The following is a 14,833-nucleotide window of genomic DNA, read 5'->3' on the forward strand; positions in this document are numbered from 1 at the left end:
ATGGTAATTGTCAATGCGGGATGGTCAGCCTTGAACTTTGTGCCTTTTCCTCTTTGCCTTTTTGCCTTTTTTCTATTGGTCTCTGTTCCTATCAGGCGGCTCTACAATCAGCAAATGCTTTACAAAGAAATCCCGCTTTCTCAGTCTGCCGTAGGGCCCACCATCGCCATGTCCCATACCGGGTATCACCAGCAGGTCGAAGATCTTACCCGCTTTACCACAAAGAACACGATTAGAAACCCATAAAAAAAGCATTGCGTTCATTTAAGCCGGTGAAAGCTAAAATTAATGCAATGCCAGTGGGTTGTGATAGCCTGTGCTAACCGGTTGTTTACCGATATTGACTGGTTTGGGGGGACCGACTTTATCCGGTAGCCTTATGTTCGGTTTATATAAGGCCGCCAATTTTTGCACCTGATTGTAGCTGTTCATAACTACTCTATTTGAAACAAATACCAAAAGGAGGAGGCTACTATCCCCTATCTAGAAAACAGGGATGACAGTCTCTAACCCTATACCCTGATAAAACCTGATTTATTTGTAATAAGCGAAAACTGACCCCTATTGGCTATTTCATTGAAAAAGGAAAGTTCCTCTTCTTTGAACTGAAATCCTATACCTGCATTATCGGTTTCAATCCAGACCCAGATGACAACCTCAAGAACGGGATTACGTTTACATTCCCTAGCACATCCAGCTTTGCTTTGAACAGCGCACTCAAATATTCAGTATGGCCGCTTACATCTTCTTCATCTGATACTATAACTTTTGACCTGAAGAAATCCCCGCCATGGTCAACCCAAAAGGATAATAATCACCATGCCTATTTTAATGCTTCCTCGGATTTTGGGGAAGCTAGTTTATAATGCTGTTCAAAGAGCTCTAACAGTCTCCAAAATAGGTTTTTTATTTTCAATTGAAAGAAAAAAATCCGGGCGTACAACCCGGATTCTATAAAGCTGCTTTAGCTTGTAAAGTTATTCACTACGATCACTGATGAACTGGCTGAACTGGATCAACACTTCCTGGATGCTGTTGCCGCTGGCGATAATGCGGCCTGCATATTCTTTCAGGAACGCGGCTTCCAGTTCCGGCCGTCGCCAATGCCCTTGAAGTATCATTGGATTACCTGGCCGGCAATACAGACCAGCTCCTCGAAAAAAATATTGTAAAGCGTATAACTGATATACAACAGCTGCCGCAGGATGATAAGGCACATCTGTTCGCACTTAATGGATGCCTTCCTCAGAGATCATAAAGCTAAAAAGGCGTATGCTTCTTGAAAATGCAAAAGCCCGGCAGCGCCGGACTTTAGCATTTTCAAGACTGTGCAACCCTACTTTTCCTAAAAACAACTATAGAAGATACTATAAAACTTGCTATCGCTATTATATGTATACCTATATCAATAAATTCAGTTTTTTGAGCAAGCAAACCCTTAACCGCATCGAATGTCAAAAACTTCTTCTCACTTAATAATGGGATGCTATTCAAAACAAACAGGCACAATATGGCATAACATATAATCCTTACTTTAAACGATAGCGTATACTTATGTGATAAAAGGCCAAATAATAAAAATGCAACAGAACCAATTGCTGCATAAAAAACATACACCCATATTGCATAAGAAAATATTTCAGCACTTAAAGGGTGAAAAGCTATTTGTGATAGCACCAGTATCAAAATAGATACTATCGAATATATAAGGATAAATTTAATAGCTTCTTTCATTTACTGGAATTTTACAAAAGTTCTTTTTTCCGATTTCGTTTTTACCCATTCTCCGTCATCATTTTTATTATAAACATCTACATCTGTGTACACGCCATTGGCAGTAATATTGCTTCCAAAATGGTTATTTCTGGCCCCTATATATTTACCTATTGCATCTACCTGATTACCTTCTACACTAAAAGCACTGATGCCTTCTCTAATCCTTATTTCTGTTTCAAAGATTGCACTATTTTGTTGGGTGCTTCCTTTAGAGTCCGCTACATAGTTAAATGTAAACATGTCAATATTACCTTCAAATCCTAAACGCCCACCCAAAGCTTTTGCAAGATGCTGCGTATAGGATTTGTATAATTCAGGTCTGTTAGCAATTTTATCAGCACCATGTCCACCATCGCCACTAAAGATATGCCCATATCCAGGATTATACATTCTATTCCTATCGCTCCTTTTAGTATGAGCATAGCTATCGCCCAATCTATGTAAAGCCATTCCAAGTTGCCGGGTTGATGCAGCATCTAAAACCATATCCGCTGATTTCATTCGTTCATAGACAGAATTTCCTCCTGTTAAAGCGTGAACAGCAGTTTGATAACCCGGATCAATCCAAGTGGGATTTTCTTTATAAGCATCACCACTTCGATACATATAATTATCCCAAACCTCTGTGTTTTGCGCAATATTAAACGCTAAGCTACTTCCCATCATGGTAGCCATCAAGTAAACAGTCCAAAAATGACCATCAGTTTCATAAGCGCCATTGGGATCCAAAAATCTAACAGGATTATTAAATCCATAACGATAGGGAGTTAATCCCGGGGCTTTACTTGCAAGTGGATCAACAGAGTGAAAACGTCCTATTTGAGGATCTTGCATTCTTGCGCCATAATCATATAGCTCTAAACCTGCACCATCACTGAACTCCGTTGATTGAAGCTCCTTGCCGTTATACTTATACTTGTTTTCAACACCTCCGAATGATAGCGCTTTGCTACTTATCCCAGCCATCGTTAACCCAAAAGGATAATAATGCGTTTCCTCCAGTAAAGCGCCCTGATTATGCTCCACCCGGATATCATCAAAATATACGTCCCCTTTGCTCTCATTGCTTACAAACACGTAAAGATATCCATTCTTTTTCATTTCTATTTCTCCCCCATTACCGGCATCCAGTAACCGGTATTGGAGATCACCTTCACTTATCTGGCCAACCGGGATCGCATTCCCCTCCACCATTTTAAATTCTTTTTCATCCAGCAATACCCAATTTAAATACGCTTTTGGCGTGTTGGTAGGCAGATTTTGAGTTTGTTTGTTCAGCAGGCTTTCCATACCAGGCTGCAAAATTCCATTGGTGACCTGACCGGTGGTAGTTCCATGCACCAGATTTCTGATCCCTGGCGTTAACTGGCTCAGCATATTGGTAATAATGGACGTTAAACCGCTTTGGGTATTGTTATCCACCTCCATTCTTCTGTACCAGGCCTTGGTCAATGCTTTGATCTTATCGCCGGCCATCACTTTTAATATGACGCCCGGTCCTACCCTGCCTTCTTCTGTGGAGCCGTTTACTTTGCTCACCATCGTGTTTGCAGCATCCGTATCAAAGCCGCCACTTAATTCAGTTTTGGCTTTGGCTGTGCTGAGGTTGGATGTTAGGTGCACCTATGATGACGGCATCCAAACCAAGCCTTTTGTTTTCCTGCGTGGCGCCAAAATATTTTGGAATAAAGTCTGCCTGCTTGATTATATCTGTTGACGAACTCACAGGAGCGACCGTGATTTTGGTCAATCTCTTTAAATTGTTAAAATCATCTCTGCCGGCATACTCAAACCTGACGATTGCTTTTGAACTAATGATTGATTCCAGGACAGGTGTAGTGAATTGAGGCAACGGCGAATTTATTGTGGACATCGATGAGCCAAGGTTATTAGGCGAACAACTGCTGCTATAATTTTCGGCCCATCCCTGATATACGTACGTCACCAAACCCGGAACTGAAGGATTTGTATTCTGCAAAACATAATTAAAGGTTATTTTGTCTCTACCGTCAGCCGAAGTCATGTCTTTTATAAACCATTCTGAATAATCCTGCCCTGGATTAGCCACAATGGTTTGAAAAGTATAGACGATGCCATTATCGTCAGTAATTTTTAGATTACCGATCCTGGGCCAATCACTGCTCCAATCCAAAAATTTTTCTATTTTCAAGTGACGGTAGGGAAGCGTAATGGCATTATCGCCATTTGTATATTCATAAGTAAATATTCCAGAAAGTCCGGTAGGCAACTTATAAAAAAAACGATCCTTCATAGGATCCCCTTCGCCGCCAAAGTACCGGTTTAAAAAATCTTCAAAATTCCTGAAGTCATTTAGGCAAGCGCTGGATTGATCATAGCTTCCATTCGATGACTTAATAGCGCTCAGCAATGCCCCGGCATTATCGTACGTCCTAGGCATCGCTGGCCTTTCATCCCGCATACCGTTAATGGACCTGGAAACCAAACCTCCGGCGTTCAGCGCCCAGCCCAGACCTACTTCCGATGCGATATCATTAACTTTTATTCCAGAGGCATGGTATGAGATGGAAACCGGCACCTTTAATTGTCTTCCTTCTACCGTGTATATAGGAATTTCAATATTCAGAACACCAGTACTGTAATCGACTGGTATTTCGCCATAACGCATGAAGGTTTGGGCAGCCGGGGAAGGCGGTATTATTTTTGGCATGTCGTAACTGGATCCCTGACCGAAAGTTATTACCGCAGCAAAAAGCATTGCAAAAACAAACACTGCTTTTTTCATTATAATTCCTACCATTTTTAATAATGCCATGTTTACTACATTTAGCGTTTGATACGCTTTCAATTCTTTTTAAGATTACTTGCTTTTTGACTCCAGCTCTTTCATTCGTTTTTCAAGATCAATCACATACAAGGTCAACTCCTCGATCTTCTTCAACAGCGCGGCCTGGTTGTTACCGAGATCCAAGCCGTTCTTTTCAACTTCCGCTGCTGATGCAACTTCAGGCAAATGATGATGTTGTTTGATGTATTGTTCTACTTCACTGAGTGGGCGGAGGCGATAACTGGCATTGAAGACATAATCTGGCCATGGATAGGTTTTCACGGTCACTTTTGTAAATATGGCAGAGCCGGCAACAGCGAGTTTATGTCCCTTTGTATCTGTAGTACCAATGGCCAGAGCACTATTAATACCAACATTGCCTGAGCCTCCTACGGTTAAAACATCAGGTGCTATAACATTGACATAATCAAAATACAGATCACAAATTCCGGGAACAAACTCCATTCCTCTTATTTCCAGATCCGTTACATTATGCGGGATTTGCACAGGCAGCGTGAATAACTTCCATTGATTACTTTCATCAAACATGGAAGGTGTGATCGTGAGATAATTTAAAGCTCCTGACCCTGCTTGACTGCTAAATACATCTAAACGGCAGATTTGCGAAGTAGATACATTAGATGAAACTTTAAGCCTGAACTGGATCAGGTAATAGCCAGCTTTATAACTCGTGTAAGGCCCATAGAAAAAAGTAGCTGCCGGTGCACTACTCAAGCGCCGGAGGGCTTTTCCCTCAAACGCAGTTGCATCAGTTACTATTTCAGTGCCAGCGGTTTCGGAAAGCTGGTCTTCATCAAAGAAAATTCCGGATTGGGCATGTACGTGGAAATTAAAACAACCCAAAAGAATGCTACAAATCAGATAATATTTCATATTTCACGGTATGTTAGGTGATACGAATTAAGACAATTTAGAGGCCAGTGGAGTTTTATGTCACTCTTTCCTCCATGGCCTTCATTTTAACCTCCAGCGCTTATAAAATGCCCAAAAACTGCCATGTATTAACGGCACTTTTAAAACTTAAAGCGTTATCCCCTGATTCAATTAAACCCTTTCCAGCTACATGTAATTTTTCAGTAGGAGTATTGGTGCCAATGCCCACACCATTACTTTTAACATGGATCTGGGCGAATAGACAAGTGTGTAATGCAGCCACAAAAAAGGTGGCTAATGTCGTTTTTAACATTAATATTAATTTAAGATTATGGTTTTGCTTTAAAGTTGGAATTCGTCGCAGGTAAATGCTTTATGCAGGTATTGAAGCTGATGACATCTCATGTGCAGATCTAGTTTGGTTAGGGGTTACACGAAAGTATAACACGGCACGCATGTAAAAAAGAATTATTCGTCACATTTGATAAACGTGCAGTTTTGCCAATAGGCGTGTAGATTCTGCCAATAGACGTGTAATTAAAATGGGCCTTTTGTCACATCATCCCGTTTTTCCATGGCCACCTTAACAGCGGCCGTCATACTTTTTATATTGAATTTTTGCATCAGGTTGCGGCGGTGCATCTCTACTGTAAGCGGACTAAGATGCAATTGTGCGGCAATGGCGGCATCACCAGCAAGGGTGGAAGTTAAAGCAGCAACCGTGCTTATGTAGGCGGCCGGTATCTTTTGCGAGGGTCCATTATACCACCTCCCTGCTCCAGTTTTACCGGAATCTGCTTTTTTAACTTTACATACAACCAATTCGATCTTTCACTTTAAAACAAAAGTTACATGAAAAAAAACTTGCTCTTCTCCCTGACCTTCTGTATCGCCATAAGCTTTGCAGCCTGTAAAAAAACGAGTACGGCTGATGAAGCAGCGCAGCCTGAGGATAATGCATCTAAAGTGTATGCCTACATCCTTGACCTCGGTTTCCCCGCCGATCAAATTGTGAATAAGCCTGATAAATTTATTGTAGAGGAAGATATCGTCTTCCCCAAAAATATGGTCGTGCCCGCGGAAAAAGTACGGCCCGAACAATACTATACCGGCAGCCTGGTAAACCAAACAAAGGCAACGAATATCCGGTTACGGGTAGATGCATCCATGACTTCCATGCTGGCAGAAATTGATGCAGCCATTGCGCAATGGAACAGTATCCCCAATTGCCGCATTCACTGGACAAGAACTACCGGTACCTACGATGTGCTGATCGTGAACAGCAACCTGGGCAATGGTGTATGCGGACAAGGCACTTTCCCTTCCGGTGGCAATGCCGGCGGCACCATCTGGATCAACAAGAACTATATTGCGGGCAACAGCTTCGCCCAACGTTCCCGCACCATTTGTCATGAAATGGGCCATAATGTTTCTTTGCGGCATACCAACTGGGCAGCCCGGGGCGAATCAAGCGCAACGGCCGTACCGGGTGTTGGCGGTACCGACGCTTCTTCGCTGATGAATGGAGGCCAGTGCGGCAGTGGCGCTACCGTATTATCTGCGAAAGACAAACAGGCTTCGGCGGTATTGTACCCGCTATAATTTCCTGCCAATGAATTTCAAGGGGCGCCCCTCGGCGCCCTTTTTTTTTACTCCGGGAATAATAGAGTGAAAACAGGTATAACAGAAATGTACAGGTCAGCATTATAACGGTAATGGAAAGTTGGTATTTCAACTTATCGTGGAGTATAATTTGAAAGAAATACGTTAAATTTCTATAAACGTAATCTTATCCATATGCCAAAGCATTATTTCGACCGGTTGGAAAACATTGACCGCCTTATTCGCATGAAGGGAACCGGCACACCAAAACAACTTGCCGGCAGGCTGCACATTTCAGAAAGTTTATTATATGAATATTTATCCTTTATGAAAGAACAGGGCGCCCCCATTGTTTATAGCAAAACGCGGCAAAGCTATTACTATGAACGTCAGGGCGGATTCAATTTGCGATTCATAAACGGCGCCCCGGCGGAAGAGCAATGAAGCAGCGCAAATAAAAATCCCGATGTCATATCGGGGCTTTTTATACTTGATCCTTTACATAAATCCAAACAAACAGTATTACAAAGAGTACCGGAGTGTAATGCCATAAGTTCTTTGGTCGCCCAACACACCGGCATAATGGCCTGCATTACCTGCCGCAGGTAATAATTGCTCAAAATAGTCCCGGTCGAGCAGGTTGCGGCCCCACACGAAGAACGACAATCCATTCACCGCCCGGAAACCAATTCGTCCATTCAGGATCGCATAACCAGAAATGTTCAAATATTGTGAAGGCGATGGGCTTGACGAAAAATTGGAACGGAAATAACTGTCGATGCCCAGGAAGAACTGCCCGGTTTGGGCCAGCGCCTTTGTTTGTTTGGAAAGCAGCTCACCACCTAATGAGCCTGCCCATTTGGAAATACCCGGCAGATCACCGCCTGATACGTCTTTGAACGCACTGGTACCACCGGTCTCTTCCAAAGGCACTGGGGCATTTGTAAAGGAGACATATTCACCTTCCGTATAAGCCAGTGCGCCATTTAAAGAAAGGTATTTTCCAACAGTTACATTTGCATCTACTTCAACACCCAGCACCCGAATCTTTTCCGCATTGGCTAGGTAACCGCGATTCACACCTACTTCAGCTGTTTGTACCTGGGTTTGATAATCTTCTACCTCGGTATGATGGAATACCGCATTCAATGTGGCGCCTGCAAATGGCCTTGTCTTCAGTCCGGCTTCAAAATGGGTTACATATTCCGGTTTTATCTGCGCCAGATCGAGCATTACTTCGCCGGCCGCTGTGGGCAATCCGCCCAGGTTCACCCCGATTGGTTTATAGCTGGTAGAATAAGTGGCAAAGGCATTTATTTTATTCGAGGCTTTGTACGATACCGTTAACTGCCCTGATAAATTGTTCTCATCCACATCCTTCGTAAACGCCTGGTTGGTGTACACCAGATTCTTCAGAGCGATCAACTCGGGATCTGTTGTTTCCAGTCCGCCATAGGTCTGCCGGTCATAATCAACCTCTTTTTTATCATAATTGAAGCGCAAGCCTGGCAATACGTGCAGGCGTTCGGTGACGGCCCAGTCAACCTGTGCAAATACCGCAGCCCCCAGGCTTTTTAACCTTGAGTAGGTTTTAATACCGAAGCCATCAAAAAGGCCCGGCGTTTTCCATTTTGAAGAGGTAGTGCTTTGGGAGAAACGCCATTGAGCGGCGCCTGATTCTTCTATATGATATGGATCGGTCTTCAGGTCCTGGCCAATGGCAAATACGCCAATAACGCCACTTATTTTGGAAGAGATATTCCCGGCATACCGGATCTCCTGCGTCCAGTTCTGGTGCCTGGAAGTAGCCTGCGATAAGCTCAGCACGGCCAGACCGGTAAAGTCGCGGTCATTGGAAGGATCCCAATGCCAGTAGCGCCAGGAGGTAGTGGAGGTTAAAGTGCCGCGGCCGATCTTCTGATCGATATTGATAGATACACCACCCAGATCATTTCCTGAGCGCCAGGGCGTATTGTGATCGATCACCCGGTCAAAAGGATTTCTGCTCGGAAGATCATAGTTCAGATCTTTAATGATATTCTCGAACTGGCGGTAAGCGGCCCTTTTTGTTTCAACCACGCCTGCCACCACCTGCGCATAACCATCGGGGCGTTGACGCGTGGCATCCCCGGCCAGCGTAATAGTAGTGCGGCTGGTAGGCGTAAATAACAATTGCGCCCTTACGCCCAGGTTATTGATATCATTTACATTTTTCTGGGTAGCTACATTGTACAAAACGCCATCGCGCTGCGTACCGGAAAAGGAAAGCCGGCCTGCCAGCTTATCTTTTATAATGCCGCCGGTAACAGAACTTTTCGCCTGCACAAAGCCAAAATTACCATAACTCACTTCGAAAGTGGCGCCTGGCGTAAAGCTTGGCTTACGTGTGGTAATATTGAAAGCACCGGCCGTGGTGTTCTTACCAAACAGGGTGCCCTGTGGCCCGCGCAACACCTCGATCTGTTCGATATCAATAAAGTCTAGTGTAGTGGCAGCGGGACGCGCGAAGTATACGCCGTCTACATAAAAGCCTACGCCGGGATCAATGCCATCGTTGGTAAGCCCGAATGTAGAACCCAGCCCACGCACGTTTAAAGTGGTATTACGGGGGTTTGAAGAATATAACTGCACCGTCGGCACCAGCTCTTTCAAACGGTTCACATTGAAAGCTCCTGCCGCTTCTACGCGGGCGCCGCCCACCACAGAGATCGGAATGGGCACCTCCTGCGCGGTTTCTGTCCGGCGACGGGAAGTAATGACAACCTCCGTCAATTCATTGCTCAGCGCCAACACAATGGCCAGCGGTTTATCACTTAATCCGGTCAGCTCTATCTCTTTGAATTTATAACCAACAGAACTGACCTGCAATATAAATGGGGGCGCTTTTTTAGTAGTGACACTGAATGCTCCGTTGGCATCTGCCACCGCAAAACTGTTGGTGCCCTTTATGCCTACCGTAGCACCTGCCAGCGGAGCCCCGAGGCTATCTCTAATGGCGCCAGTTACCACCTGCTGGGCGGCGGCTGCTCCAGCAAACAGCATGCATACAATGATCATTGAAAGTAAACGTCTCATAAGTCTGGTGTTATTTAAGGTTTATGTTCTATTGTGTTATAGTATGTAGCATATAGAAATAGACAGTCATTATTCATATGATGCTCATAGGTATTCCGGGCAGCCCGGTTAAGCCTGCCCGTAAAAATGACCTTTCTTATGTGCGGGAATTATTCCATGCAACGCAAATTACCGGAACCGGTATGCAGTTATAGTCAACAACGATATGAAGTATAATCGGCAATCATGTGCTCCATTTACATTCCCCACAAATATACAGGCCACATCTGTATCAACAAAATAAATCCACTGTTTTAGTAGACTTTTCGTTTTAGCACTGTCAAATCAGTTATTATCAATATTTGTATCCTACTGCATTAATAGACTTATTTATCCTACCATTATAGTATAGTAATTAAAAAAATAATTATTATTGCAGTACACCTCATTAAATTAATACTACTATGACTCGTACCGAATTTGAACAATTGAGCAAGCATGAACAAATAAGCGTGATCAGTAAATATGGCGTTTTTGTAGCCGATAAGATAGAATCGGGCAACAGGTTATATCTCTATGCCATTAATAGTTTTTACGTGGAGTTATTGCATGAGCTCTCGAACCTCAACAACAAGGGGCTGGAGATCCTGCGTGCAGTGGATGATGCGCAGGCTTTTGCGACCGCCAAAAACCTCGATCTTGCTGGCACTTATTGAGCGCGCTGTTTTTGTAAATAAGCATTCGGGTTATGCGCTATGGCGCCCTGCGGCAGCCATTGATACCACACGCCCAGGTCTTTTTTAATGATATTGCTGTAAAATGCCGGCAACCGGTTGGTTTCGCCTTCAAAATAACTACGAAAGCTGCGATCTTCGACCAGGTGTTTACGTACCTGGCGGTAAAACCGCAGGCGGCCATACCCTTCGGAAGATATTGCCCGCATAAAATTCATCCATCTGGAAGTTAGATCAGGTGTATTCTTAAATCGGCGGTACAGCGCTTTTGCAGAAAAAGAATATGCAGTGAGGTCAATGACCTTATCATAAAAATCTATCCAATTGTAATTCCTGGGCTTCACATTCATGGCCAGGTGGTTATTCAGAAAGTGAAATGGGAACGGCAGCACACGTCCCGCCTTTTGATACTCCAGGTTGAGCGGGGCCGCTTCACCAAACGCGGTAAGCAGTGAATAGCCCGGAAAAGCATTGGGCGACTTATCAATAAATCGCTTAGTTAGTTCAAATGGCTCACTGCCTTCATCGCTATCAAGTCCCAACACAAAATTAGTTTGTATATAAGGTATATAATCAAACAATAGTCTAACGTGCTCCGACACCTGTTTTACTTTTTGCTCACCCGACATATGGGAAGTGCGCGATTTATTTCCCAATTCGTACCAGGATTCTATACCGGGCAATAAAGCCGCAAAACCATTGTCGCGTAAAACCTTCAGATGTTTTTCGGTAAGTACCGACAAACTGCTTTCTGCGATGAAATGAAAACTTTTTGGCGGGGCAGCAGTAGCTATCGCTTCCATATTCTCATCGAAGCGGATGCCAAAATTCGGATCATGCCAGGCAACCCAGGGCTTTTTAAATTTGGACAGCAAAAACTGGAGGTCTTTTTTAATAACCTGAAAATCCAGCGGCTGATAAGGAACCGTAGAATCAATGCAAAAGGGGCAGGTATATGGGCAGCCAACGCTACCCAGCATCGGCACGATCTTCAGCAATGGCGCTTTTTTCAATGTAGGCTCTATAAATTTCCAACGCTCTTCCACGCCACAGAAGCTGCCTGGTTGACTGGAAGCAGTTATATATTTACCGCCCAAAGGCCGGGCGGTACAATCATTCAATAATTCTGTAATGGTCTTTTTGTTAGTGAAGCCAAATACGTAATCGAAATACTGAACAGCATCATCGGGATAACAGCGCGCGTGCGGACCACCCAGAACGGTGACCGCTCCCTGGCTGCGAAAAAAATTACTGAGCGCATAGGCCAGGAGCGCCGCCTGTGTAAAGGCACTGATGAATACCAGGTTGATCCCCTGTGGCAACGCTTTGCTGAGATCCTCCTGGCCTGTATAACAGATCATGGTCACTTCATGACCTTCCTGTTCACACCAGGTGGCAATTACCTGGGGCATTATGCTCTGCAGATTCGCATGCATAATTTTTGCCCACAAGGTATTTGATGGGCCTTTACACACGAGATCAATAACACCGATTTTAAGCCTTTGCATACAAGAGTGCTCATTCCTGGCTTACTGAAGTTAACCCTTATTCAATTAATTTCCTAATTATTGGGCCATAATACAATCAGTATGGAAGACACACTTATACATCGTTGAATAACACATCGCTTTCCATCGTCTATTCATAACACCGCACGGCAAATACGGCCGCAGGTACTTCTTCAGTTGGATGTTCTACTTCGATGATCAACCGGCTTGTTGTCACCGGTGTGGCAAAAGTGATCTTATTACGCGTTTGATAGTTTCCTGTTCTTGTTATAATAATATTGCCGGCATCGTCTTTAATACGGTAACTCCTTACACAAAAAGGCATGGCTGTTTCCGGATGTTGCATCAGCACAGATTCCATCGGATGATCGTAATCGGTATCAAAAAACAGGTCGATACAGCCGATCGATTGCGGCTTCGGCCAGCTGATCGTTAACTGCGGGGCAGTATCCTTCCAGTCAGCCACCCAGGCATTGGGCGTATTTACCGGTCTGTCAACACCATTGCGAATATTCAATGCCTTAAAGGAATCTAAGCCCGCCGGATACTTGAACGCGATATTATGTCCTTCCGGGCGCCGCTGCGGGCACCAGAATTCAAAAGCATCCATGCCTATGTCTTCGGGTGGCGTTTGTTTGCCATAATTAGACACTGCTTTATTAATGGTATTGAACACCGATAACAGTCCTGTCACCCTTTTACGGCTATAATGCAATTCAACCAATGGATTTTTAATAAAGGTGATAAAGGCATAAGCGGCTTTTTCCATTACAGCATCGAATTTTACCTGTAAGCAATTACGGCCGGGCTGTATGGGCAAGGTGATGGTATCAACCGTGATATCCGGCGTGTGATTTCCTTCCCTACTGCTGATGCGCAGTTCTACCTGTAAGCTGGTTGCTTCGCTGGCCCGGGCATGAAATACAAAGGGTTCTACCCTGCCGGCTGCCAATGGCACCATTTGCGCTACGGACAGTTGTAATGGTTTCAGAAAATTACTTTCGGGTAGTTCGGTCAACACCAGTTCGCTGGAGGCCGTTATAGTGGCCTTTTGCACCAGGTCGCTGCTGTTTTGCAGTGACAGACCAGGAATATACTGGCCTGAACGTAAGAGCCGCTGTTGCAGCGCCTGCATAAGTTTGTTCTTAGCAATATCAGCGGGCAGTTGATTATGTTCTTTACAAAGTGCAGCCGCCATGCCCACCGCCTGGGTAGCATAAGCCGCCGTGGCCATTACGCGGGTTGAACCAAAAGCTACATGCGAAGCGCTGATCAGCCGGCCACCCAGGAACAGGTTGCTGATATTCCTGCTGTACAAACTGCGGAAGGGGATCTGGTATATGCCTTTGCTATGCCATTGATTACAGCCTGGCTTTTCGCTAAATACTCCATCCGCAGGATGCAGATCTATCGACCAGCCGCCATAGGCAACCGCATCTTCATGCATACGCTGTTCAACGATATCCTGCTGGCGCATCATATAATCGCCTTCAAAGCGACGGCTTTCCCGTTTGCCCGGAATGGTTCCTACCCATTCGAGCGTAAGATTGGCCGCTTCAGGAAAATTTCCTGAGTTCTTGATATAATCCCACACCCCATAGATCACTTTCCACAATTCCCATTTTATTTGTTCCGTATCGTGTACAGTATCGAGGCGGCCGCCATATTCGATCCACCATAATTTACACCCGAACTCCTGCGCATTGAAAGTCTTGAACCGGGGGATCTTTGTAATGTCTTTTAACGCAAATGCAGGCGGAATAAAATGAACAGGCCGGCCGGTATCCTTACTGTAGAAATATAAAGTATGCCCCAGTAACTCCCCGTATTCTTTATCCGGTGCAAACTTTTCACCGAACTCTTCACTGCTTTCAGCGCCCATGCGAAAGGCAGCGCCTGCCAGGAAGCCCACCACCCCATCGCCAGAAGCATCACAAAACAAGGGGGCGCTTAATGTATATTCTGTTTGATTCTGACTGCAAAATGCCTTTACTGCTGCTATAGTAGTTTCATTCTTTTTTTCAACCTGATATACGGCGGTATTGAGCAACAGGGTTATGTTCGGTTCGGCCATTACCTTATCGAGCAGGATCATGTCGAAGATCACCGGATTGCCTTCCGGATTGCGATAGGTATTTTCCACCAGTATTTCGTCTATAACGCCACCTTCCCGCGCCCAGCGGTTGTTATTGCCCATGTGTGAAGTGGCGCCCAGGATCCATAACCGCACTTCACTGCTGGCATTACCGCCCAATACCGGCCGGTCCTGCACCAGGATCACGGAGCAGCCTTCCCGCGCGGCGGTAATGGCGCAACATACGCCCGATAAACCACCACCGGTTATTACCAGGTCGGCCTGTATTGATCTATGTAGAAATGAACGCTTGCCTGTACTGTTATCAACTTTCATCGTTATATCAATTATTATTTAGAATAAAGTTTCGGTTATTGGTTTATGA

At 44.6% G+C, this 14,833-nt stretch carries 14 protein-coding genes; 3 read left to right on the forward strand and 11 right to left on the reverse strand.

All coding sequences use genetic code 11. The annotated features are described in order from the left end of the window. Positions 1 to 72: 72 nt before the first annotated feature. From JT717_RS08995 to JT717_RS28375, 8 genes are all read right to left on the reverse strand, one after another. Complete coding sequence (locus JT717_RS08995) at positions 73 to 255, reverse strand: hypothetical protein (protein ID WP_205509892.1); 183 nt, start codon at positions 253 to 255, stop codon at positions 73 to 75. A gap of 722 nt (positions 256 to 977) precedes the next feature. Then, on the reverse strand, positions 978 to 1,121 hold the full coding sequence (locus JT717_RS09000; RefSeq protein ID WP_205509893.1) for a hypothetical protein: 144 nt from the start codon (positions 1,119 to 1,121) through the stop codon (positions 978 to 980). 199 nt (positions 1,122 to 1,320) lie between these two features. Next, a complete protein-coding gene (locus JT717_RS09005; protein WP_205509894.1) occupies positions 1,321 to 1,734 on the reverse strand; it encodes a hypothetical protein in 414 nt (137 codons plus the stop codon). Beyond that, positions 1,735 to 3,318 carry an RHS repeat domain-containing protein gene (locus JT717_RS09010; protein WP_205509895.1) on the reverse strand — a complete coding sequence of 528 codons (1,584 nt, stop codon included), beginning with the start codon at positions 3,316 to 3,318 and terminating at the stop codon, positions 1,735 to 1,737. It lies immediately after the preceding gene. A 37-nt stretch (positions 3,319 to 3,355) separates the two neighbouring features. Further along, entirely contained in the window at positions 3,356 to 4,570 is a 1,215-nt protein-coding gene (locus JT717_RS09015; RefSeq protein ID WP_205509896.1) for a hypothetical protein, read from the reverse strand. A 45-nt stretch (positions 4,571 to 4,615) separates the two neighbouring features. Further along, positions 4,616 to 5,476 (reverse strand): hypothetical protein, encoded by an 861-nt coding sequence (locus tag JT717_RS09020; RefSeq protein ID WP_205509897.1) that lies wholly within the window; start codon positions 5,474 to 5,476, stop codon positions 4,616 to 4,618. A gap of 100 nt (positions 5,477 to 5,576) precedes the next feature. Beyond that, on the reverse strand, positions 5,577 to 5,789 hold the full coding sequence (locus JT717_RS09025; RefSeq protein ID WP_205509898.1) for a hypothetical protein: 213 nt from the start codon (positions 5,787 to 5,789) through the stop codon (positions 5,577 to 5,579). Between the two features lie 224 nt (positions 5,790 to 6,013). Continuing rightward, entirely contained in the window at positions 6,014 to 6,298 is a 285-nt protein-coding gene (locus JT717_RS28375; protein ID WP_240347916.1) for a response regulator transcription factor, read from the reverse strand. Positions 6,299 to 6,328: 30 nt separating this feature from the next. On the opposite strand from JT717_RS28375, the gene JT717_RS09035 reads away from it, so the two are divergent. Beyond that, positions 6,329 to 7,078 carry a M57 family metalloprotease gene (locus JT717_RS09035; RefSeq protein ID WP_205509899.1) on the forward strand — a complete coding sequence of 250 codons (750 nt, stop codon included), beginning with the start codon at positions 6,329 to 6,331 and terminating at the stop codon, positions 7,076 to 7,078. A 195-nt stretch (positions 7,079 to 7,273) separates the two neighbouring features. Then, positions 7,274 to 7,522 carry a hypothetical protein gene (locus JT717_RS09040; protein ID WP_205509900.1) on the forward strand — a complete coding sequence of 83 codons (249 nt, stop codon included), beginning with the start codon at positions 7,274 to 7,276 and terminating at the stop codon, positions 7,520 to 7,522. A 78-nt stretch (positions 7,523 to 7,600) separates the two neighbouring features. On the opposite strand, the gene JT717_RS09045 is transcribed toward JT717_RS09040, so the two are convergent. After that, complete coding sequence (locus JT717_RS09045; protein WP_205509901.1) at positions 7,601 to 10,153, reverse strand: TonB-dependent receptor; 2,553 nt, start codon at positions 10,151 to 10,153, stop codon at positions 7,601 to 7,603. 443 nt (positions 10,154 to 10,596) lie between these two features. Here JT717_RS09045 and JT717_RS09050 point away from each other — a divergent pair, with 443 nt between their 5' ends. Further along, on the forward strand, positions 10,597 to 10,848 hold the full coding sequence (locus tag JT717_RS09050) for a hypothetical protein (RefSeq protein WP_205509902.1): 252 nt from the start codon (positions 10,597 to 10,599) through the stop codon (positions 10,846 to 10,848). On the opposite strand, the gene JT717_RS09055 is transcribed toward JT717_RS09050, so the two are convergent. Both JT717_RS09055 and JT717_RS09060 read right to left on the reverse strand, forming a co-directional pair. Next, complete coding sequence (locus JT717_RS09055) at positions 10,842 to 12,302, reverse strand: B12-binding domain-containing radical SAM protein (protein ID WP_240347917.1); 1,461 nt, start codon at positions 12,300 to 12,302, stop codon at positions 10,842 to 10,844. The genes JT717_RS09050 and JT717_RS09055 overlap by 7 nt on opposite strands. A 202-nt stretch (positions 12,303 to 12,504) precedes the next feature. Next, complete coding sequence (locus JT717_RS09060) at positions 12,505 to 14,784, reverse strand: FAD-dependent oxidoreductase (RefSeq protein WP_205509904.1); 2,280 nt, start codon at positions 14,782 to 14,784, stop codon at positions 12,505 to 12,507. Positions 14,785 to 14,833: the final 49 nt, after the last annotated feature.

It is taken from the genome of Longitalea arenae, assembly GCF_016924755.1.
Taxonomy (GTDB): Bacteria; Bacteroidota; Bacteroidia; order Chitinophagales; family Chitinophagaceae; genus Niastella; species Niastella arenae.